Annotated in this window: 21 protein-coding genes; 12 read left to right on the top strand and 9 right to left on the bottom strand. The window is 67.1% G+C overall.

Going from position 1 to position 20140, the window contains the following annotated elements; translation table 11 throughout:
* The first annotated feature begins 70 nt into the window (after positions 1-70).
* Together ACTAQI_RS00240 and ACTAQI_RS00245 are read left to right on the top strand one after the other, a co-directional pair.
* Complete coding sequence (locus ACTAQI_RS00240; RefSeq protein ID WP_457948722.1) at positions 71-457, top strand: VOC family protein; 387 nt, start codon at positions 71-73, stop codon at positions 455-457.
* Between the two features lie 100 nt (positions 458-557).
* A complete protein-coding gene (locus ACTAQI_RS00245; RefSeq protein WP_457948724.1) occupies positions 558-1553 on the top strand; it encodes a squalene cyclase in 996 nt (331 codons plus the stop codon).
* Here ACTAQI_RS00245 and ACTAQI_RS00250 read toward each other — a convergent pair.
* Positions 1541-2602 carry a glycerophosphodiester phosphodiesterase family protein gene (locus tag ACTAQI_RS00250; protein WP_457948725.1) on the bottom strand — a complete coding sequence of 354 codons (1062 nt, stop codon included), beginning with the start codon at positions 2600-2602 and terminating at the stop codon, positions 1541-1543. The two genes, ACTAQI_RS00245 and ACTAQI_RS00250, sit on opposite strands and share 13 nt — an antisense overlap.
* A gap of 286 nt (positions 2603-2888) precedes the next feature.
* Here ACTAQI_RS00250 and ACTAQI_RS00255 point away from each other — a divergent pair, with 286 nt between their 5' ends.
* A complete protein-coding gene (locus tag ACTAQI_RS00255; RefSeq protein WP_457948727.1) occupies positions 2889-3761 on the top strand; it encodes a GmrSD restriction endonuclease domain-containing protein in 873 nt (290 codons plus the stop codon).
* Positions 3762-3769: 8 nt separating this feature from the next.
* On the opposite strand, the gene ACTAQI_RS00260 is transcribed toward ACTAQI_RS00255, so the two are convergent.
* Entirely contained in the window at positions 3770-4246 is a 477-nt protein-coding gene (locus ACTAQI_RS00260) for a hypothetical protein (protein ID WP_457948729.1), read from the bottom strand.
* 86 nt (positions 4247-4332) lie between these two features.
* Between ACTAQI_RS00260 and ACTAQI_RS00265 the strand changes: the two genes are divergently transcribed.
* Together ACTAQI_RS00265 and ACTAQI_RS00270 are read left to right on the top strand one after the other, a co-directional pair.
* Positions 4333-4599 carry a hypothetical protein gene (locus ACTAQI_RS00265; RefSeq protein ID WP_457948730.1) on the top strand — a complete coding sequence of 89 codons (267 nt, stop codon included), beginning with the start codon at positions 4333-4335 and terminating at the stop codon, positions 4597-4599.
* A 230-nt stretch (positions 4600-4829) separates the two neighbouring features.
* Positions 4830-5171, top strand: coding sequence for a hypothetical protein (locus ACTAQI_RS00270; RefSeq protein ID WP_457948731.1), 342 nt, complete (start codon positions 4830-4832; stop codon positions 5169-5171).
* A gap of 99 nt (positions 5172-5270) precedes the next feature.
* Here ACTAQI_RS00270 and ACTAQI_RS00275 read toward each other — a convergent pair whose 3' ends face one another.
* The 3 genes from ACTAQI_RS00275 to ACTAQI_RS00285 are packed head-to-tail and all read right to left on the bottom strand — an operon-like array spanning position 5271 to position 9224.
* Positions 5271-5870, bottom strand: a complete 600-nt coding sequence (locus ACTAQI_RS00275; protein ID WP_457948733.1) for a TMEM175 family protein — start codon at positions 5868-5870, stop codon at positions 5271-5273.
* Between the two features lie 37 nt (positions 5871-5907).
* Positions 5908-8541 (bottom strand): PEP/pyruvate-binding domain-containing protein, encoded by a 2634-nt coding sequence (locus ACTAQI_RS00280; RefSeq protein ID WP_457948734.1) that lies wholly within the window; start codon positions 8539-8541, stop codon positions 5908-5910.
* Complete coding sequence (locus ACTAQI_RS00285; RefSeq protein WP_457948735.1) at positions 8538-9224, bottom strand: DUF998 domain-containing protein; 687 nt, start codon at positions 9222-9224, stop codon at positions 8538-8540. The genes ACTAQI_RS00280 and ACTAQI_RS00285 overlap by 4 nt, the downstream gene beginning before the upstream one ends.
* 302 nt (positions 9225-9526) lie before the next feature.
* Here ACTAQI_RS00285 and ACTAQI_RS00290 point away from each other — a divergent pair, with 302 nt between their 5' ends.
* Positions 9527-9847 (top strand): GYD domain-containing protein, encoded by a 321-nt coding sequence (locus ACTAQI_RS00290; RefSeq protein ID WP_457948736.1) that lies wholly within the window; start codon positions 9527-9529, stop codon positions 9845-9847.
* Positions 9848-10292: 445 nt separating this feature from the next.
* On the opposite strand, the gene ACTAQI_RS00295 is transcribed toward ACTAQI_RS00290, so the two are convergent.
* Positions 10293-10988 (bottom strand): DUF2306 domain-containing protein, encoded by a 696-nt coding sequence (locus tag ACTAQI_RS00295; protein WP_457948738.1) that lies wholly within the window; start codon positions 10986-10988, stop codon positions 10293-10295.
* A gap of 200 nt (positions 10989-11188) precedes the next feature.
* On the opposite strand from ACTAQI_RS00295, the gene ACTAQI_RS00300 reads away from it, so the two are divergent.
* Genes ACTAQI_RS00300 through ACTAQI_RS00315 form a run of 4 tightly spaced genes read left to right on the top strand, consistent with a single transcriptional unit; the run spans position 11189 to position 15214 of the window.
* Positions 11189-12469, top strand: a complete 1281-nt coding sequence (locus ACTAQI_RS00300) for an alpha-hydroxy acid oxidase (RefSeq protein WP_457948740.1) — start codon at positions 11189-11191, stop codon at positions 12467-12469.
* Positions 12470-12485: 16 nt separating this feature from the next.
* Positions 12486-13394 (top strand): ABC transporter substrate-binding protein, encoded by a 909-nt coding sequence (locus ACTAQI_RS00305; protein ID WP_457948742.1) that lies wholly within the window; start codon positions 12486-12488, stop codon positions 13392-13394.
* Positions 13395-13400: 6 nt separating this feature from the next.
* Positions 13401-14450: an amino acid ABC transporter permease gene (locus tag ACTAQI_RS00310; RefSeq protein ID WP_457948743.1), complete on the top strand. Its 1050-nt coding sequence runs from the start codon at positions 13401-13403 to the stop codon at positions 14448-14450.
* A complete protein-coding gene (locus ACTAQI_RS00315; RefSeq protein ID WP_457948744.1) occupies positions 14447-15214 on the top strand; it encodes an amino acid ABC transporter ATP-binding protein in 768 nt (255 codons plus the stop codon). The genes ACTAQI_RS00310 and ACTAQI_RS00315 overlap by 4 nt, the downstream gene beginning before the upstream one ends.
* Before the next feature lie 30 nt (positions 15215-15244).
* Here the strand turns inward: ACTAQI_RS00315 and ACTAQI_RS00320 are convergent, their stop codons facing one another.
* The 3 genes from ACTAQI_RS00320 to ACTAQI_RS00330 all read right to left on the bottom strand — a co-directional run bounded on the left by ACTAQI_RS00320 (position 15245) and on the right by ACTAQI_RS00330 (position 17855).
* Positions 15245-16507 carry an alpha/beta fold hydrolase gene (locus ACTAQI_RS00320; RefSeq protein WP_457948745.1) on the bottom strand — a complete coding sequence of 421 codons (1263 nt, stop codon included), beginning with the start codon at positions 16505-16507 and terminating at the stop codon, positions 15245-15247.
* Positions 16508-16689: 182 nt separating this feature from the next.
* Positions 16690-17178, bottom strand: a complete 489-nt coding sequence (locus tag ACTAQI_RS00325) for a hypothetical protein (RefSeq protein WP_457948746.1) — start codon at positions 17176-17178, stop codon at positions 16690-16692.
* Positions 17179-17537: 359 nt separating this feature from the next.
* Positions 17538-17855, bottom strand: a complete 318-nt coding sequence (locus ACTAQI_RS00330) for a hypothetical protein (RefSeq protein WP_457948747.1) — start codon at positions 17853-17855, stop codon at positions 17538-17540.
* A gap of 250 nt (positions 17856-18105) precedes the next feature.
* Here ACTAQI_RS00330 and ACTAQI_RS00335 point away from each other — a divergent pair, with 250 nt between their 5' ends.
* Positions 18106-19323: a virginiamycin B lyase family protein gene (locus ACTAQI_RS00335; protein WP_457948748.1), complete on the top strand. Its 1218-nt coding sequence runs from the start codon at positions 18106-18108 to the stop codon at positions 19321-19323.
* Between the two features lie 387 nt (positions 19324-19710).
* Positions 19711-19962 carry a hypothetical protein gene (locus ACTAQI_RS00340; RefSeq protein WP_457948750.1) on the top strand — a complete coding sequence of 84 codons (252 nt, stop codon included), beginning with the start codon at positions 19711-19713 and terminating at the stop codon, positions 19960-19962.
* Positions 19963-20140: the final 178 nt, after the last annotated feature.

The following is a 20140-nucleotide window of genomic DNA, read 5'->3' on the forward strand; positions in this document are numbered from 1 at the left end:
CGCGCGCTCTTGAATCTCAGGGGTCCTGGACGTCAGATGGTGTCAGAGAACCACAGCCAGGGAGGCCACCATGACGGTCACTTTCAACCACACCATCGTCTACGCAACTGACAAGCACCGTTCGGCGAAGTTCCTGGCCACCGTGCTCGGACTGCCGGAACCCCAAGCCATGTGGTCTTTCATGACCGTACCCCTTGACGATGGGGCAGCCCTCGATTTCGCCACGGCAGACGGTCCCATCGCCCCGCAGCACTACGCCTTCCTGGTCAGCGAGGAGGACTTCGACGGAATTTTCGCGCGGATCCAGGCCGGGGGCATCCCCTACTGGGCGGACCCGGGCCGGTCCCGCCCACAGCAGATCAACCACAACGACGGCGGACGCGGCGTCTACTTCGCGGATCCTGACGGACATTTCCTCGAGGCGATCACGCGTCCGTATGGATCGGGGTCCACTTGAGCTGTGCATTCCTTTGAAGAAGATGCTGAGTTAAAGCGCCCGCTGGTCGCCCCGGACAGTAGCGGGCTGGCCTGCCGGGCGCAGTGGTAGTGTCCCCGTTATGGCCGCAGACCCCGGACTGATCAACTGGCTGCTCGACTCCGATCCTGCCCTGAAGTGGCAGGTGGAGCGTGACCTGGCAGGTGCGCCGCCGGCCCAATGGGAACGTACCCGTGCCCGAGTTCGGACCGAGGGATTCGGCGCCGAACTGCTGGCGCTGCAGGACCCGGACGGGCAGTGGGCCGGCGGCGCGTACTTCCCCGCGGACTTTGACTTCGAAGGGCCGGAGGCCGCGGCCGATGCCGGCCAGCCGTATACCGCCACCACCTGGTCCCTGAACATGCTGCGGGAGTGGGGGCTGGACGCGGCTGCGCTCGCCGGCACGGCCGAAAAGCTCGCCGCCAACAGCCGGTGGGAGTACGAGGCCTTGCCGTACTGGGGCGGCGAGGTGGATTGCTGCATCAACGCGTTCACCCTGGCCAACGGTGCATGGCTGGGGGCGGACGTTGCGGGGCTTGCGCGGTGGTTCGTGGAGCATCAACAGGAGGACGGCGGCTGGAACTGTGAGTGGGTGAACGGGTCCCAGCGGTCCTCGTTTCACTCCACCATCAACTCGCTCGAAGGCCTGCTGTACTACGAGGGGGCCACTGGCGGTTCGGCGGAGCTCCGGGCGGCCCGGCACCGCGGCGAGGAGTACCTGCTGGAACGCAAGCTGCTGTACCGGATGGCCACGCGGGAGCAGGTGGCACCATGGGTGTCACACTTCGCATACCCGTTCCGGTGGTTCTACAGCGCGCTGCACGCGCTGGATTACTTCCGGGCTGCGGCACTGTACGACGACGCGGCCCCGGATCCCCGGTTGGCCGACGCCATCGAGCTGGTGCGGTCAGCCCGGCAACCCGACGGCACGTGGATCCAGGAACGCCGGCACCTAGGCCGGGTGTGGTTCGAGGTGGACGTGCCGCCGGGTGAGCCGTCCAAGTGGCTCACGTTCCATGCCAGCAGAGTGCTGGACTGGTGGGACGGGCCCGCCCCGGCGCAGGCTCAGACCCCGTAGGCCTTCGGCAGCTTCAGGCCGCGCTCCTCCATCAGCGTGCGCAGGCGGGTGGGGTAGTCGGTGATGATGCCGTCCACGCCCAGGTCCATCAGGCGCGCCATGTCCGCAGTCGTGTTCACGGTCCACGGGATGACGGCAAGTCCCAGCTCGTGGGCGTCGGCGATCATCTTGGGGGTGACCGAACTGAACGTGGGGGAGACGACGTCGTACCCCTGGGCAGCTGCCGCCTTGGGAAGGGAACCGTCGTAGTCGTCGATGTCGACGCCGCCCAGGTTGGGGCTGGCGCCGGGAATCCCCACGCCCATCCAGGCGTCCCCGCTGGACAGGGCCACGAGTGTCAGTTCGGGCGCGATCTTCTTGGTCAGGTTCAGGGAGGACCAGTCGAAGGACTGCAGGGTGGTCCGGTCCGACATGCCTGAATCCCGGATTTCGGCAACCACCGCGCGGGTGAGGGACTCCATGCCGGCGCCGCCAATTTCGCTGTCATTGACTTTGGTTTCCACGTTGAAGCGGACCTTGTCAGCCTTGCGGTCGCGGGCCAACTGGTAGACGTCCTTGAGTTCGGCGATCCGGTTGCCCTCCACCACGTCCTGCTCCGGGAAGCCGGGCAGCTGCTTGAAGCCGCAGTCCAGCGTCTTCAGCTGCGCCAGGGACAGGTCGGCCACGCGGCGGCCCACGTAGGGGAATTCGGGATCGCCTGCTGCAGCCGGTGCGGTGTCGGTGCACTTGTTGGCCTGGATGGTGTCGTCGTGCCACACCACCACCTTGCCGTCCTCGGTCAGGTGCGTGTCCAGCTCGAGGGTTGTCACGCCCAGCGCCAGGGAGTTCCCGAATGCCGCCAGGGACTCCTCGGTCCACTGGCCGCGGCCGCCGCGGTGGCTTTGCAGGTCGAACGAGCCGTTGCGCTCGTTCACCTTCAGGGCGGAGGTGGCGGCTCCGGCAGCGTTCGACGACGGCGCGCCGGCTTCGTTGCCATCGGCGGCGACGGCGGGGCTCGCCATGGCGGCGATGAGGGCGGCGGCTGCCGCGGCAGTCAGGACGTGGCGCATGGGTGGTTCCTCCAAGGGGTGCGGGGCCGGCGGTGGGCCGGGTGACCCGTCCACGCTAGGGAAGGCAGGTTGCGCGGCGGGTGCGGCGAGTTGGAGCGGAGGTGAACGCGAGGTGCGGGGCCCGGTTGAAGCCGCCGCAGGATACCCGCAGGAGTCGGGAAGGATTGGCCCAGTTGCTCCGGAACCGGCAAATTCAGGGCTCCACGGCCGCTAGGCTCATCCGTGGCGTCAGCGATCATGGGGGCTGACGCACCTAACCTTCATGCAAACAACCTGGGGAACCTGCATGTCCAGCCACACGTCCTTGCCCGAAGCCGCTCCTGCGTCCGGCACCCGGTGGGCGGCCGCCGTCGCCCTTTCCGCCGTGCTGGCGCTCTTCGGCGCAAACCTGCCGGCGGCTGCTGCCGACGCCACCACCACGGCCGGCGCATCGTCGGATACCGTCCAGGCGGCGGACCTGCTGGAGACCCTCCCGGTGAAGGGCCGGGCGCCCAAGACCGGGTACGAGCGCTCGCTGTTCGGGCCCACGTGGGCGGACGTGGACCAGAACGGCTGCGACACCCGCAACGACATCCTCCAGCGGGACCTGACCGAGGTGACCTTCACCGGCAGCGTGCCCTGCACGGTCAAGACCGGGGTGCTCGCGGACCCCTACACAGGCACCGTGATCGACTTCGTGCGCGGCACCACCACCAGCAGCGCCGTGCAGATCGACCACGTGGTGGCGCTCAGTGACGCGTGGCAGAAGGGTGCCCAGCAGCTGAGCTTGGAGCAGCGAACGGCGTTCGCCAACGATCCGCTGAACCTGCAGGCCACCGACGGTCCCATCAACCAGCAAAAGGGCGACGGCGACGCCGCCACCTGGTTGCCGCCGGTCAAGGGCTTCCGGTGCGGGTACGTGGCGCGGCAGGTGTCCGTGAAGGCCCGGTACGGGCTGTGGGTGACGCAGGCTGAGCACGACGCGATCGCCGGCATTCTGGCCGGATGCCCGGGGCAGCTGGCGCCGACCACCGTGGCGGCCGCTTCCAGTTCCACCGTTGTCTACTACGCCAACTGTGCCGAGGTGGTGGCTGCCGGAGCGGCACCGCTGTACGCCGGCACCGCCGGGTACCGCGCAGGCCTGGACGGCGACGGCGACGGGGTGGCCTGCGAGGGGTAGCTGCGGGCCTAAAACTCGGGGGAGGGGTTGGGCCCGGTCTGCGGCGGTCTGTCCTTCAGCAGGACGGTCGCCGCGATGAGACCGCCGGCAGCGACAAGGACCAGCGGCGTCTGGCAGATGGCGCCCAGGATGGCGAACCCGGAGTCTGCCATGGGCTTCGACGCCGCGACCAGCCCTGCAAGGTCCATCGCCAGGGCCACCAGGTAGCCGGCAACGAAGACCACCATCAGCGCGGGCGGCCGGTAGACCTTGGTGAAGGCCCGCACTGCTGAGTCGTAGGCCAGGTATTTGAGCCCGATCAGCGTGGGCGTGAAGGTCAGGACGAAGAAGTGGTCGACTTCCTGCGGGAATTTGATGAGCGGGACGTTCGACGTGCCCCGGTAGACGCCCTCGGAAAAGAACCACAGGCTGCCCAGATGGACTCCGATCAAGACGGCCGAGACCAGCCCGTACCGCAGCCACGTTCCCCGCCGTGTCATCCCCATGGCCCAGTATCGCACCGGCCGTGGAGGGGTTTTCAAGGGATCTGCGGCAAACTTGAGTCTGCTCCCACGAACGAAAGCAGGACCCCGTGATCACCCTCCAGCAGGACGCCGACGGCTTTATCCGCATGAACCGGCACTACCCGGCCAGCGTCCGCATCCGGATCGCCTTCAACGACGGCAGCACCGGCGAGTTCTCCGGGCTGACCCTCAACAACGCATACGACGCCGCGCTCGCGGAGTTCCGCGCCAAGAACGGACTGGATGCGCGGGGATTCAACCGCGCCCCCGCGCGCCGAACCAACTCCGGAAACAAGGTGGACTTTGTTCCCGTGCACCCGGGCATGGGGGAGTAGCCGGCGCCTGGCGCTAAGCGGAACGGGTGGCACCCGGGGCGGGTACCGCCGAAGCGTGCCTGATGGGGAGAGCTCCCCATCCCGCCCCCTGTATTTCATTTATTAAAGGCCTTTCGCTGCTGGTCGCTGTCGGGGCCACAACCGGCGCCTCCCTAGTGGCGGCGGTCCCTGCCACCGCAGCAGGCCCATGCGGCACGGGATACACGTATATCGGCTCGCACCCCATTACCGTGCCGACCTACAGCAAGGACTACCGCTACGGAAAACCGGGCACCAAAACCGGATCCATTGACGTGTACTGGAACTCCACGGCACGCAAGAACTGCTCTGTGGCGTACGCGTACGGCCCCACCTACGGCGTGCGGATGTACCGCGAGAACATGATCGGGAGGTACCCCTCCCACGGCCCGGACGATGTCTCGCACGATTACTACTCTTACTATGCGGGACCGGTCTACACGGACACACAGCCGGTCGGCGGCCAGTGCATCACCCTGGACGCGAGCTTTGGGCCGAACGCAACCGACAAATTCAGCTGGGGTGCCGCGTTCTACAGCCCGGTTCATTGCTGACCCGCTGACGTCGTCTTTGCGAACGTTCGACGTCGGCACCCGGGGTGGGTGCCGACGTCGCGGGCTTCTGCGGCAAACGTGAGGCCCGGTCGGGCCCAGTTATCGGCCGGCGTCGCTTTCGTGGGCCTTGACGACGAAGTGTTCCACGCGGCGGTCCGGCACCAACCAGATCAGCGCCACGATGGTGAAGACGGCGACTCCCAGCAGGGGCTGGACCAAGGTGAGGGCGATGCCGAGAAGGTAGATCAGTGGCGAGGCTTTACCCTTCCAGTCCTTTCCCACAGCCTGGGCGAGCGCCCCTTCCCTGCCCTGCACTGCGATCAGCCGCCGTTCCAGGATGAAGTAGGCGATCGCGGCGCACAGCAGGTTGATTCCGTACAGCAGCACGGGGACCTGCATGAAGCCGGACTCGTCCATCCACCGCGTGGTGAATGGGAACAGCGACAGCCAGAACAGCAGGTGAAGGTTGGCCCAGAGGATGGTCCCGTTCACCCGGCTGGCGAGGTGGATCATGTGGTGGTGGTTGTTCCAGTAGATCCCCACGTACACGAAGCTCAGGAGGTAGGTGAAAAGCGTGGGCAGGACGGCCGCGACGCCCGCCCACGTTGGTTCGTCCGGGGTGTGCAGTTCGAGGACCATGATGGTGATGATGATGGCCAGTACGCCGTCACTGAAGGCTTCGAGCCGGTTTTTGTTCACCCGAATATCATGCCCGCAAAGTCATCCGGCCGGAGCATCACAGGATGGTGACCGTCCCTGCGTCGCCGTCCACGCTCACTTTCTGGCCGCCGGCCAGCCGCTGCGTCGCCACCCCGGTGCCCAGGACCGCGGGGATGCCGTACTCGCGGGCCACGATGGAGCTGTGGCTCAGGGGGCCGCCAACGTCCGTGACCACACCGGACGCCATCGCGAACAGCGGCGTCCAGGCGGGCGTGGTCATGCGGGCCACCAGCACCTCGCCGGGCTGCATTTGGCCGAAGTCCTCGGGGCCGCGGAGGACGCGCGCGGCTGCAGTCACGCGGCCCGAGCTTGCGCCGGCACCCTTGATCACGTCGCCGGACTGGTGCTGCGGGCCCGCCGGCATCAGCGAGCCGAAGGCCTTCTCCATCCACGCCTTCTGGGGGAGCATCTGCGGGGCGGCGGCCTTCGCCTGGCCGCGCCACAGCATCCTGCGCTCCGCCACGGCGGCGGCACGGACGGGCCGGGATGCACCGGCAAGGGAAATCTCCGCATCCGCCTCCGCCAGCCCGAACTCCACCGCACTCTGGAGCTCCTGGAACCGCAGCCAGAACACGTCATCAGCTGATGCGATCACGGAAGAGGCAACCAGCCGCCGTCCCAGTTCCAGCAGTATCCGGCGCAGCAGCGGCCAGGCGAGTCCGACGTCGGCCAGCGCGTCTTCGCGGACCGGTGCGGTCTCCTGCGCCCACTTCAGCACACGGAGGAACAGGGCCCGGCGCCGCGGCCCCAGCCGGTCTGCCATCCCGCGGGTCAGCTCCTCCCGGCGTTCGGTGAGCAGCCGCTGCCGCTCATGTGGGTCGGTGCCCTGCCCGCGCAGGTAGAACTTGACGGTCTCCAGCTGGGCGGACGGGTTGTCGGCCGGGACCGGGGTGGCGAAGTCCAGGTTGTAGACCGCGTGGCCGAACAGGTCCAGATGCTCCTGGAAGGTGAAGCGCCATTCCTGCCACAGGACCCCGTCCACCCCTTCCGGCGCCGAACCCGTGCGCTGGCACTCGGCGAGTTCCGTCGTCGGCCGTTCCAGCAAAGCCTTTACCAGCCCGGGGTCGCTGCGCGCCCAGCCTGCGAGATCGTACAGCGACTTTTCCGCCCGGATGGGTTCGCTGTCGAAGCCCAGCAGGAACGCCTGGGCCGGGGGATCGCCGTCGCGCCGGACCGACTTGTAGAAGGCGCGGAAGGAAAGTTCGCTCATGTCGGCCAGCGGAATGATGGACTGTACGGCGGTGTAGTACACGGTCCCGGCGTCCAGGAGTGCCTGCACGCCCGCCAGCAGCTGTCCGCCGGAAAGCTCCGTGGGCGGTTTCGCTGACCAGTCCTTGATGATCCGCTCGTAGTGCGGATGCGAATAATTCCGCCAGCCCGCGATGCCCATGTGCGCTTTGCCGCCGAACAGCGCGCCGAGCGCGGGCACCGTCCGGCCGGTCATCCGCAGCATGGGCCAGGTGCGGTAGTAGTAATAGGCGTAGCCGTTGATGGTGGGGAACCGGACGTCGCCCTCGCGGAGGGAGCCCGGACCCAGCGCCTGGTTCATCAGGGCGGACAGCGAGCGGGACACCGAGCCGTCGACCAGGTCGGCGAAGAGCGGGGAGAGCGGCTCCGGCATCTGCTCCACGATGCTCGCCCGGAAGTAGAGGCCCTTGGGGTAGGGGACGGGCCAGTCCGTTGGGGTGTCGGCCGCCGGTTCGGGCAGCGCGGTGATGGGCCGGGACTGGAGCAGGAAGAACTTGCCGCCGGCCCGCGCCCACTCGATGTCCTGCGGTGCCCCGAAGTGGTCCGCGATCCGCTGGCCGTGGGCGGCGAGCTCGGCTGCCGCGGCGTCGTCAAGGACAGGTGCACGACGGCGGGCGTCCGCCACTTTTTCCTCGGCCGTCCCGTTCTCCGTGGGTATTGTCATGACCTCCTTGTCGGCTGTCTGCCGGGCCAGGACTGTGCCCGTTTCGGTGTCCACGGTCAGGTCATCGGTGGTGACCTGTCCGCTGACCACGGCCTCGCCGAGGCCCCAGGCGGCGCTGATCACCGTCTGGTCGCGGCGGCCGTTCGCCGGGTTGGCGGTGAACATCACCCCGGCTGCGTCGGCCTCCACCATGTGTTGGATCACGACGGCGAGCCGCACCTGGTCCGGCCGCACGCCTTCGCGGGCACGGTAGGCCATGGCGCGCGCCGTCCAGAGGGAGGCCCAGCAGTTGATGACGGCTTTGGTGAGCGCGTCCATGCCGCGGATGTTGAGGTAGCTTTCCTGCTGCCCGGCGAAGCTTGCCGAGGCGAGGTCCTCGGCGGTGGCGGAGGAGCGGACCGAAACCGGTGTGTCCCCGCCGCCCAGGCGTTGGTAGGCGGCCTCGAGTTCGGCTTCGATGCCGGCCGGCATGCTGCCTTTGCTGAACAGGGTCCGGATCAGCGCGGAGGCGTGCTCGTACTCCTCCGGCGACGCTTCGGGTGAGAGCACTGCGAGGTCCTGGATGGCTGCCCCGAGGTTGTTGTCGGTGACGAAGTCAGCGTATGCGGTGGTGGTCAGGACCACCCCCGGCGGGACCGGCAGCCCGGCCTGGATCAGGCCGCCGAGGCCCACGGCTTTACCGCCGGCTTCGGGGATGTCGCTCCGGCCCACGTTGCCCAAGTCGTTGACGTAGGTCATGACGCTGCCTCCTTACTGTCCGTCGCCGTCGGCCGTTTCCAAAGCACGGCCGCGAGGACCGCCACCCACAACAGGAAGGCGCCGATGCTGATGCGCTCGCCGACACCCAATACGAGGTTCGGTCCCGGGGCTGCCATAAACGCGACCATACCCATGAGCGCAGACATTGCGAGCGAGACGACCGAGTAGATCCGCATCGGGCCGTGGAATCCCGCTGCCACGAAGCACATGGCGGCGACCATGAGCGCGAGCTGGACGTTGGTGGCGACGATACGCATGGGAATGGACGCGTCGTCGCCCAGCCGCAGGGGGAAGAGGGCGCCCATGATGTTCCAGAGTCCGTACGCTGTGAGCAGTCCGCCGGCGATCCGCAGTGCACGGTTGCCGCGGACGGCGGTCCAGACGCCCACCCCAAAGGCCGTGAACAGAATTGTGTAGATCCACGTGAACGGAACAAGGACGTCCCGGCCGGGGGAGCCGACGGCGAACAGTTCGCTCACCATCTGTTCGGTGCGGCGGTACCCGGCCCATTGGGACGCCGCGATGCCGTCGGTGAACACCACGTAGAGCAGCGAGGACAGCGGCCCGGCGGCCAGGAAGCCCAGGCGCAGGGCGTCACGGCGGTGGCTTCCGGACAGCGCCGTCCGCCTGCGCCGCGGGAGCCGTCCACCTGCAACTGACATGATGGGATGTCCTCAGAGCCCGCGCTCCAGCAAGCGGCATGGCGCAGGGCACGCGGGCCTTGGCCCCGGCGCCTACCTGTACCAGCCTGTGCCGGGCGGCCGGACCCTGCTAGGGCCTAACGGCCTTGGGTGCGCTGCCGTTCCTACCTCCTTTGGGGCGCTTGCCCCCACCGTTTGGCATTAGGTATCCCGGCATCTTGACTGCCTGGGGGCATCGGAATACGTTCCGGCTTAACGGCGTCAGATGCCCGTGATCCGCGGATAGAGTCGCCGCCGCGTTGACTATGCCAGGAGGAAAGACCATGCCGAAGTATCTGTTTGAAGCGACGTACGTGGGCCAGGGCATCAAGGGGCTCATGCAGGAAGGCGGCACCAAGCGGCGCGATGCCCTGACGGAGGCCCTGAAGTCCGTGGACGGAACGCTGGATAGCTTCTACTACGCGTTCGGTTACTACGACGTGATTGGCGTTTTCGAGGTGCCGGACGATTCCAGTGCTGCAGCGCTGTCGCTGCTCATCAATTCGACCGGGAACGTCAATGTCCGCCTGAAGCCGCTCCTCACGGTGGAGGACCTGGACGAAGCCGCCAAGAAGACACCGTCCTACCGGGCTCCCGGACAGTAGGGGAGTTACGCACCTTGGCCAGCGGGCCGACGTCGTGAAAGTACGACGGCGGTCCGCTGGCTTTGGGCGGCAGGGCTGCCGGGGGTGCCGGCCAGTCCGTTCGCTCCGGATCCTACGTGGTGGGTTGCGGACGCTGTCCGGCTGCGAGGAGGGCGAGATCGTAGATCAGCTGCTGAACTTCGCGCTCGCGGCCGCTGATCCTGGCGGGCGGGGCTGGGAGCCTAGTTGGAGGAGCAGGAACGGGCCGGCGGGCCGCAGACAGTGCGCTGCCGTCATCACCGCTATTTCGTGCAGATGCGTCCATGGTTAGCAAGATGTCCCCCTAGCTGAGCTTGGGAACACCTTAGGAAGCGGGAACTCCATTCGGAAGGGCCATTGTCCATCCGGGAGATTTATTGCCTGAATCTTGAGGGAAAGCGATCAAGGATGGCGTACGCAGCCGGGCTCACGCGGGGTGGACGGAAGGGCGGGGCTTGGGAGCCGGTCCCTGGGCGCGGCGGTAGATGAAGTACTCGGCCACCGCCAGGCTGAGCACCCAGGACGCCCCGATCAGCAGCGCCCGGCTCAGCTCCGTGACCGGTCCCACCAGCAGGATCCAGGGGACGGTCACCACAACGATGGTCCCCTGGGCGATGCCGATGGCGTACGCCCGGGACATCCACTCGCTGTGCCGGACGTAGTTCCGTCGCCGCACCGCGATGAATCCCAGGACAATGAACGCCACCATGGCCGATCCAAAGACCAGCCGCAGGGCCAGCAGGAGCGGACCGTCCAGGGGTGGGAGGTCGTAGAAAACGGCCATCCACAAGCCCGAGAGGGCCGCGAGCAGCCCGGCGGGCGCGAGAATGCGGCCGGCAACCTTGTGCCAACTCGTCCGGCCGCGCTTGCCCTGCCGCAGAGAGGGAACGAACTGGAACGCGCCCAACACCAGGTAGACCGTGACTGCTGGAATGTGGATCAGCACCGGAACGGGCGAATCGAAGAACCTGGCGTTGTCCGGCCTTACCTGGCCTCCCGCGAGCTGGGCCAGGCGGAGGCTGCCGGCGAGGACGGGAACGAGGCTGAGCAGGATCAGGGCGGCAGGAACCAGCCACCGGGTTTTGGGGCTTGGGCGGGAACGGGTAACGGCTGCAGTTGTCATGGGTTTGCTTCTTCGGTCTGTGCACCCAGGCGCCCAGCAGCATCCTGTTCTACGGCGTACACCCAACGTACTGCGGCCGGTGCCCGTAAGGGATAGGCCAAAGGCCTCTGCCGCCGGCGCGTATTGTGCGCGGTAATCGTAGTGAAGCAGCCGCCGGAGTCCGACGCCGGAGGTTGAGTCATGTAGCTGGAAGGACCCACTTGAAAGTCAGCGAAGCCAGGCAGCTCGTCCAGGTTAAAGCGCCCGTATTCTCCAGGCGGCGCCGGGTGCTGGCTAACGCATTCAATGTGGAGGAATACCGGAAGGCGGCACGGCGGGTCCTGCCGGCAGGGATCTTCGATTATCTCGACGGCGGCTCCGAGGACGAGGTGACCCTCCGGCGCAACCGCGCCGTCTTCGACTCGTGGGCGCTCATGCCCAGCTGGGGACCGGTGTCCGGCCCCGACACCAGCACCACGCTGCTCGGGAAACCCAGCGCGCTGCCCCTGACGCTGACGCCTACCGGTGCAACCCGGCTGTTCCACCCGGATGGGGAGTCGGCGGTGGCGGCCGCGGCAGACCGGGCGGGCATTCCCTATGGACTTGCCGGGTTGAGCACCGTGCCCATGGAAACCATTGCGGCGGACAGTCCGGGGCTGGACCGCTGGTTCAACATCGGGCTGACCCGGGACGCCCGGGCGTTGAAGGACAAACTGTCCCGCTGCGAAGCCGCCGGATTCCGCACCCTCATTGTCGGCGTCGACACCCGTGCGCTGGGCGCCCGGGAACGGGACCTGCACAACGGCTTCACCGCGCCGCCAGCGCTGACCCTGTCATCCATTGCCGATATGGCCCGCAAGCCGTCCTGGTGGATCGGCTTCCTGACGGCGGACGGGATCAGTTTCCCCAACCTGGATCCCCGCAGCGCCGCCGCCACCTCCATGGTCACCCCGTCCATGTGGCAGCAGCTCCTGGAGCACTCGGATGCCACCAGCGGATGGAAGGAGCTGGAGGCGCTGCGCCAGGCCTGGGACGGCAAGATCGTGCTGAAGGGGTGCGTCAATCCGGCCGACGTCGCCAAGGCTGCCCGGATCGGCTTGGACGCCGTCCAGCTGAGCAACCACGGAGGCCGCCAGTTGGACCACATGCTCAGCCCCATGGATGTGCTGCAGGAATCACGCCAAAAGGTGGGCGACTCGCTGGAGATCTACGTGGACTCGGGAATCCGGCGCGGCAGTGACGTCCTGAAGGCGCTGGCCCTGGGGGCCGACGCCTGTTCCATTGGCAGGGCCTATCTGTATGGATTGGTCGCGGCCGGCTCGCCCGGTGTGGAGCGCATTATCCAGATCCTGGCGGATGAACTCAGGCGCACCATGACATTAGTGGGTGTTTCCAGCATTCCCGAGCTAAAGGCCCGGGGCGGCGAGATCCTCCGTGACATGCGCCGTTCCGGCGACATCCTTGCAGCAACAGCAGCAGGCACGAATTCCGAGCACAAGTGAACAGCTAAGGAAACCCATGCGTACCCGATACATCCTCCCCGTCCTCACCCTCGGCACGGCGCTCGCCCTCTCCGGATGCGTGGACAACAGCCAACCGGCCGCCACAGGTTCGGCAGCGGCGAGCGCTTCCGCCGCCGCCGTCGACGTCAAAAAGGATGACGCCATTGCCGCGGCCGTGCCGGCGAAGATCAAGAGCGCCGGCGTGCTCAACGTCGGAATGGCCAACAACTACCCGCCCAACGAGTTCAAGGATGACAACGGGGCGCCGGCGGGCTGGTCCGTGGACCTCACCAACGCGCTGGGCAAGGTGATGGGCCTGAAGGTCAACTTCGATATCGGCACTTTCGACAACATCCTGCCGGCCGTGCGCGGCGGCAAGGATGACATGGGGATGTCCTCATTCAGTGACACCATAGAACGCGAAAAGCAGGTGGACTTCGTCAATTACTACTCCGCCGGCATCCAGTGGGCGGCACCCAAGGGCAAGACCGTGGACCCCAACAACGCCTGCGGACTGAAGGTGGCAGTCCAGGCCACCACCTACGAGGACACCGATGAGGTGCCCAAGAAGTCGAAGGCCTGCACCGATGCCGGGAAGCCGGCCATCCAGATCTTCAAGTTCGATGCGCAGGACCAGGCCACCAACGCCCTGGTGGTGGGGCAGGTGGACGCCATGAGCGCTGACTCACCCGTGACCCTGTACGCAATTTCCAAGACCAAGGACAAGCTGCAGACCGCCGGCGACGCTTTCGAGGTGGCCCCGTACGGGATCCCCGTGCCCAAGGGCAGCGACTTCACCCCGGTCCTGCAGAAGGCCCTCCAGTCACTGATCGACGACGGCAGCTACACCAAGATCCTCTCCAAGTGGGGAGTGGAAGCCGGCGGGATCAAGACGGCGGACGTCAACGTGGCAGCCAAGGGGTAGCCGGACATGAGCAGGCCGGACACCGACGGAATGACCGCGGCGGAACCCGGCGAAGGCCCCCGGACCGGCAGTGCGCGCGTGGCGGATGACGCGGCGGCCGAGGCCATCGTCGCCATTCCGCTGCGCCACCCGTGGCGAATCCTGATCGCCGTGCTCCTGGTGCTGGGCCTCGCGGTGTTCATACTGGACGCGGCTCAGCGCCCGGACTACGGCTGGGCGGACGTGGGCAAGTACATCTTTGACCGCCGGATCAGCCAGGCGGCGTGGGTGACGTTGTCGCTGACCGTATACGCGATGATCGGCGCGATCGTCATCGGGCTGCTGCTGGCCATCATGCGCCTCTCGCCCAACCCGGTGCTGAAGAACATCGCCTGGCTCTACATCTGGATCTTCCGCGGCACCCCCGTGTACGTGCAGCTGGTCTTCTGGGGCCTGGTGTCCCTGATCTACCCGGTGTTTACGCTGGGCATCCCGTTCATGCAGCCGTGGGTCACCATCCCCAATTCGATCTTCACCAACCTCTTCATCACCGCCGTGATCGGGCTGGGCCTGAACGAGGCCGCCTACATGTCAGAGATCGTGCGCGCCGGGCTGCTCTCCGTGGACCGGGGCCAGGAGGAAGCCGCCACGGCCCTGGCCCTGTCCTGGGGCCAGACCATGCGGTTCGTGGTGGTGCCGCAGGCCATGAAGATCATCATTCCGCCCACGGGCAACGAGGTGATCTCGATGCTGAAGACCACCTCCCTGGTGGCGGCGATCCCGTTGAGCATCGACCTGTACGGCGTGTCCCGCGGCATTTCGGCGGTGACGTTCACCCCGGTTCCGCTGCTGATCGTGGCGTCCCTCTGGTACCTGCTTTTCACCTCGGTCCTGATGGTAGGCCAGCACTTCATTGAAAAGCGGTTCTCCCGCGGCACCGGCCGGGCGGACACGGGCAGGCAATCGCCGACGTCGGGACCGGCCCAAGCGGGCGCGGCACCCGCGGCGCATCCCGGGACGCCGCTTCCGGGGGAGCCGGGCGCCCCGCTGGGCAATGAGTTTGGAGGCAAGGGATGACGGGCGTGCCCATGGTGCTGGCCGAGAAGGTCTCCAAGAACTTCGGCGCAAACAAGGTCCTGCGGGGGATCAGCCTGGAGGTGGGCCGCGGCCAGGTGCTGTGCATCGTGGGGCCCAGCGGATCGGGCAAGTCGACGTTCCTGCGCTGCATCAACCACCTGGAACGGGTGGACGGCGGCCGGCTGTCCATCGACGGCGAGCTGGTGGGGTACCGGCAAAAGGGCGGGAAGCTGTACGAACTGAAGCTCTCCGAGGCGGCCTTCCAGCGCCGGGAAATCGGGATGGTGTTCCAGCGGTTCAACCTTTTCCCGCACCTGACCGCGCTGGAGAACATCACCCTGGCGCCCATGCGGGTGAAGGGCCTCTCCAAGGCCAAGGCCACCGCCCGGGCCAACGAGCTGCTGGAACGCGTGGGGCTGGAGGACAAAGGGGGCGCCTACCCCGCGCACCTCTCCGGCGGGCAGCAGCAGCGGGTGGCCATCGCCCGAGCCCTGGCCATGGACCCCAAACTGATGCTCTTCGACGAGCCCACCAGCGCCCTTGACCCGGAGCTGGTGGGCGAGGTGCTGGAGGTCATGAAGGAACTGGCGAAGAGCGGGATGACCATGCTGGTGGTGACCCACGAGATGGGCTTCGCCCGCGAGGTGGCGGACACGCTGGTCTTCATGGACGAGGGCGTGGTGGTGGAGGCCGGGCCGCCCCGGCAGATCCTCACCAATCCGCAGCACCAGCGGACCAAGGAGTTCCTGTCCAAGGTCCTCTGACGCTGGGGTGACCGGGCCGGCCCAGCGGGGTCACCCCGCCAGCGGGGCGCCGCCCCGGAGCGAGGTTACGACGTCGAGGATCGCCTGGGTGGTGACAGCGGCGCCGGCCTGGTCGGCAACAAGCGCTTCATGGCTGGCCCAGTCGATGGTTCGGTGAACGCTGTTGGTGGAGAGCCTGGCCAACGCGTCCTGCGCGGCTTGGTGTTTGCTGCCGTTTCCGACGCCTGCTGTCAGCACCACGAGTGGTTTGCTGCCGAAGTCCCGCAGGGAGGCAGCCTCCTGCATCGACGTGTTCGCCTGGATGTACTCGTCGAGGGTGCTGCGCAGGTTCTCCGGGCTCGCGATGTTGGCGCGGACCTCGTCCCGGGGTCTGGCCGGCAGGGTGCCGACCTCGAGTGGGGCGTACACCCGGCCCAGGCCGAGCCGGGCCGACGTCGAGATCAACGCCGCGAGCCGGCCGAGGGCGTCGTAGCTACCTGGGCCGGCAGTCACGCCGGGGTTGTCTGTTGCTGCCCGGTCTGTGGCGTCCATCAGCACCATGCCGGCCACCTCGTCGGGGTAGCGGGCGGCGAAGGTGAGTACGTAGAGGCCGCCGAAGGAATGGCCGGCGAGCACGTAGGGTCCGGGGACGTTTCCGCGGTGCAGCAGGGTGTGGAGGTCGGCGGCGATCTGGGTGGCGTCCTGGGCGTTGTCAGCGGGCTCGCTCCACCCCCGCCCGGCACGGTCGTAGACGCAGACCCGGGTGTTGTTGGCGACGGCGGCGGCGATCCACCCGTGGTTGGAGGACATCTCGCCGGCGCCCGGCTGGAGCACCACCGTGGGGCTGCCCGAGCCGGTGCAGTTGAGGTGCAGCCTGTACCCGCCGACGTCCACCAGCTGGCCTGGCGCCGGGAAGGCCCTGGCATCCGCCGCTGTCCCCAGTGTCTGGTAGCCGCCGCCGATCGAAGCCGAGGCCAACACCACCAACACCGGGTAGATCAGCCAGGCTTTGCTCCTGCTGTGCAGGTGCCGGCGGACACGGACGAACATCCAGATCACCAGGGCCAGGAGGGCGGGAGGCCACACCCAGCTGAGCGTCCCGTCCACCGTGGGGCCGAACAGCAGCAGGAGAAGACCGCCGGCGCCCATGAAAACGGCAGGGACAAAGGCCCAGCGCTGCGGCTGGTCAGTGAACCGTACCGACAGGCTGGCCAGCAACGCCCACCCCACGGCAAAGCCACACAGGATAGCGCCGGTTATCTCGCTCTCCCGCGCGGGGATGAAGGGAGCGGCCGCCAGGAGCAAGGCTGTCACGATCCCCGCGGCTAATGAGAGGGCCACAACCCGGCCAATGCGCCACCTCCGCGCCCGGCCTGGACGGGCGGGTATCTGCGGGCCGCTCTTTCCGGAGCCGGGATTGGGGCGGGGTGTCTTGGGGGTGGTGGCCACGGTGGGCTCGATTCATGGGGAAGGTGGCGTTGCACGAGTGGTGCTGGCTACGACCGTGCCTGCCGGATGGAGGGCACGCGGGGTGGCCGGTGCAGCTGCAGCAGGTTCCTCGGGTAGTCCTCCCGCAGCAGCCGCACCAGGCCCGCGGCGAAAATTAGATTGGGCAACGTCCAGATTCCCAGTGGAGTGGTGACGATCAGGAAGATGATGGCGCCGAGCAGGCCCAGCTTGGCCTGCCTGCCCCCACTGAGTATCAGCAGCCCGATGGCAGTTTCACCCGCCGCGGCCAGGATCCCCACGATCTGCGGCGCGGGGGCCACGAAATTCTCGAATGCCCAGGCGTAGAAGGGGAGCAGTGCAGTATCCGTGCCGAGCTTCACGAACTGGTCCGGGGCGGCAATGCTCAAAACGGCGTTGACGCCGATGGCCATGATGATGAAGAAGATCCCGACAAAGATCCGGGCCGCCCGCGGCTTCACGAGGCAAAGTACCAGGACTGCGGTGCAAAATGTCGCCCAGGGAATTAGCTGCTCCATCTCATCCGCCTCCTGGCTTCAGTGCAGTGGAACATCCTGCGAATCAGGAATCCAGAAATGTGTCCTGGTAAAGAAGGATCGCCCCTGAGGTATCCCCAGGAAAGAGCCAAAGGTCCTCACCGCTTGCTTAGCCACAGGCCCCGGAGACGGCACATTCGGTAGGGTCGGGGGGACTGCCGCACGCCGGCCGGAGTTTTGGGGGAAACTATCGTGAAAATCACCGCAGCGGCAAGCTTGCCGAGGTTGAGGGCCTGGCCGCCAACGGTGGCCAGCGACGCTGACGCCAAGTCGCTGAGATCAACAACAGGACCGTGCCGTCGACGTCCCGACCCGGATTGTGAGTCAGGGAAGTCCTGCTGCTAGGCGTTGTCTGCACCTTGTCCGGAGTCCTCCCACATGACATCCAGGTTGTGGAAGATCACGGGTCCGTCGCACAGTGCGGCCATCCGGGCAGCGAACTCGGACGTTTCCGGTCGGCCGGAATTCTCCATGGCCGAGTCGAACGAATCGAAGTCCACAATGGTGAAGTAGTGCCCGGCGTGGTCCCTGTCCGCCGTGGCAGCAATGCGGCGGAACGTGGGCGCGGTGCTTCCCTCGGCTCGCGAGGGGCGGCCCAGCGCTTCGATCTCCTTGATGCGGGAGGACGTGAACTCGATGATCTGCACAAACCCGGCCATGATGGCTCCTCGACGGCGGTGAACGCTGATGCGGATCACGCTAACCCCGCCGGCGGCCGGGGCACAGGGGAGAAGTGCCCTACTTTGGCCGCTGCCGCGTCTGAGGTTAAGCACAGGCCCCACATTGTCGGCACCAGCTCCACCGGCGCGCCCCGCGTTCAGCCTCTGTTTGGGCCCGAACACCTGTGGGGAACGGCAGGTAGGATCGGAGCATTGCCGACGGGGTCGGCACCATTCTGGGGGGACATTCATGACATCCACACCGTCACGCCTGCACGCCGTTTTGCTGGTGACTGCCCGTCGGGCGCTGCTGGCAGGCGCCGCGCTGGTGTTGGCCACCGCCGTCGTGGCTGTCCCTGCCTCCGCCGGTGATACCCGGACCATCAACGTCGCCGGTGAGCCGCTGGGCGTTGCTTCCGGGCCGGACGGCACCATGTATGTCAGCAATTATCTGTACGACGGCGGGATGGGCGCCTACAAACCGGGGGAGACCGCGCCGTCGCGCACCATCAGGACCGGCCACTCACCCAACTCCGTGGCCGTGACGCCGGACGGGACGCTTTACGTTGCAGAATACGACGGCGCGCAGGCCGGGATTGGGATGGTGGCGCCGGGCGCGGACGAAGTCTCCCTGGTCCTGAAGGTGTCCCGCGGAACGCACTGGCTGACGGTGGGGCCGGAGGGATCGCTCTATGTGGTCAACCCGGACGAGAATTCGGTATCCGTGGTGGAGCAGGGCAACGCGTGGGTGCAACGGACCATTCAGGCCGGACCATATCCCGTGCGGCTTGCCGTGGGCAAGGACGGAACGGCATACGCCACCAACGAGCTCGCCGGCACTGTTAGCGTCATTCCCGCGGGTGCGGCATGGCCGTCGCACACCGTCGACGTGGGATTGCAGGGCCATCCGCACGGGATCGCGGTGGCCCCGGACGGGACCGTTTACGTTGCCAACATTATGACTAACGACGTTGCGGTGATCGAGCCAGGCGGCAGCACGGTGGCGCGGCGGATCCCGGTGGGCGAGGCGCCGCAGGAGGTGCTGGCCGCTGCCGACGGGACCGTGTACGTGACCAACAGCCTGGCCGACTCGGTCTCGGTGATTCGGGCCGGGGCGGCAGTCAAAACCATCGCGGTGGGTGACGATCCCGGGCGCCTCGCCGAACGGGCGGACGGGTCTGTGGTGGTGGTGAACAGGCACAGCAAGTCACTGACAGTGCTCGACGGCGGATCGGCAGGGTCTGCTGCTCCGGTCACCCCGGGCGCGGAAGAGTCGGCGGCGGCAGCCGACGGCGTCACGTCAGACGGTGCCATCATCGCCAAGGGTTCCTTTGACGTGGCGCTTCCGGCCGTCGCCGCCGGAGCGGGTCTATTGTTCCTGGCCGGCGCTGCTGGCCTCGTTGTTGTGCTGCGGCGCCGCAGGAAGGTCAGCGGGGCGGGCGGCTCCGAGACCTGGGCGCTGGACTGACTCAGCTCGCCGCGCCGGTGATTGCTGACCGTCCCCTGCTTTCGATTGCCCTCCGCAGCGCAGCATGGAGTGCCGGGGCAACAATCCGGGGCTGTCCCTGGGTCGAGGGGCATCAGGCCGTGCGCCATGTGTATCAACGGTGGCGTCCGAATAGCTCCAGGATTGGCGGCTGTGGTGGCCATCCCAGGGGTCGGTGAGCCCGCCCACGTTATTTCGACTAGGTCGTGATAAGCGGTAAATTTGATTACAGGTCACCGCCGCCCTTGAGTGCCGCACCGGTGAACATTCCCGGGCCAGCAGGGCATGCGAGATCCTCGCAACCGCCCTTCCTGCTTGAGCGGCACAACAACCCGAATGGCCCTCATCCAAAAAATCCGAGGAGAACCCATGACTGTGCTGGCCGAACGACCCGCAAAAACCTTCCCCACCAATCAAGCCACACCCGCACCGCGCGGTGGCAGCTACGTGACTCTTCCCGCCGGCAGCGTGACCGTCGGCCGGGGCAGCTATGTCACCGTTCCCGGCAGCCGAAACCTGCCCCGCCCCACCCGTGGCAGCTACGTCACGGCAGACAACACTCCCGTTGTCCCCGCCAACACCATCGAGGGCAGCTACCTCACGCTCCCGGCGGCGGCCTAAAGCCCAAGCTCCGCGGCAGCCTAGCCCACCGCGGCAGCAATCAGGAGGCCGACGTCGACACTCAGCGTCGTCGTCGGCCTCCTTTCTCGTGCGCCGAGGCGCGCTCGGCCGAGGTCGCGTCACTGTGGCGGCTTGTCAACCAATAGTCTCCAAGGGAAGTGCCCCGCCAGGCGGGCGC

Source organism: Pseudarthrobacter sp. alpha12b (genome assembly GCF_054130495.1).

What these genes read in the sequence shown, in the direction of transcription:
- ACTAQI_RS00240 (WP_457948722.1), top strand. Translation starts at nt 71, where the DNA reads ATGACGGTCACTTTCAACCACACCATCGTCTACGCAACTGACAAGCAC.
- ACTAQI_RS00245 (WP_457948724.1), top strand. Translation starts at nt 558, where the DNA reads ATGGCCGCAGACCCCGGACTGATCAACTGGCTGCTCGACTCCGATCCT.
- ACTAQI_RS00250 (WP_457948725.1), bottom strand. Translation starts at nt 2,602, where the DNA reads ATGCGCCACGTCCTGACTGCCGCGGCAGCCGCCGCCCTCATCGCCGCC.
- ACTAQI_RS00255 (WP_457948727.1), top strand. Translation starts at nt 2,889, where the DNA reads ATGTCCAGCCACACGTCCTTGCCCGAAGCCGCTCCTGCGTCCGGCACC.
- ACTAQI_RS00260 (WP_457948729.1), bottom strand. Translation starts at nt 4,246, where the DNA reads ATGGGGATGACACGGCGGGGAACGTGGCTGCGGTACGGGCTGGTCTCG.
- ACTAQI_RS00280 (WP_457948734.1), bottom strand. Translation starts at nt 8,541, where the DNA reads ATGACCTACGTCAACGACTTGGGCAACGTGGGCCGGAGCGACATCCCC.
- ACTAQI_RS00285 (WP_457948735.1), bottom strand. Translation starts at nt 9,224, where the DNA reads ATGTCAGTTGCAGGTGGACGGCTCCCGCGGCGCAGGCGGACGGCGCTG.
- ACTAQI_RS00290 (WP_457948736.1), top strand. Translation starts at nt 9,527, where the DNA reads ATGCCGAAGTATCTGTTTGAAGCGACGTACGTGGGCCAGGGCATCAAG.
- ACTAQI_RS00295 (WP_457948738.1), bottom strand. Translation starts at nt 10,988, where the DNA reads ATGACAACTGCAGCCGTTACCCGTTCCCGCCCAAGCCCCAAAACCCGG.
- ACTAQI_RS00305 (WP_457948742.1), top strand. Translation starts at nt 12,486, where the DNA reads ATGCGTACCCGATACATCCTCCCCGTCCTCACCCTCGGCACGGCGCTC.
- ACTAQI_RS00310 (WP_457948743.1), top strand. Translation starts at nt 13,401, where the DNA reads ATGAGCAGGCCGGACACCGACGGAATGACCGCGGCGGAACCCGGCGAA.
- ACTAQI_RS00315 (WP_457948744.1), top strand. Translation starts at nt 14,447, where the DNA reads ATGACGGGCGTGCCCATGGTGCTGGCCGAGAAGGTCTCCAAGAACTTC.
- ACTAQI_RS00325 (WP_457948746.1), bottom strand. Translation starts at nt 17,178, where the DNA reads ATGGAGCAGCTAATTCCCTGGGCGACATTTTGCACCGCAGTCCTGGTA.
- ACTAQI_RS00330 (WP_457948747.1), bottom strand. Translation starts at nt 17,855, where the DNA reads ATGGCCGGGTTTGTGCAGATCATCGAGTTCACGTCCTCCCGCATCAAG.
- ACTAQI_RS00335 (WP_457948748.1), top strand. Translation starts at nt 18,106, where the DNA reads ATGACATCCACACCGTCACGCCTGCACGCCGTTTTGCTGGTGACTGCC.
- ACTAQI_RS00340 (WP_457948750.1), top strand. Translation starts at nt 19,711, where the DNA reads ATGACTGTGCTGGCCGAACGACCCGCAAAAACCTTCCCCACCAATCAA.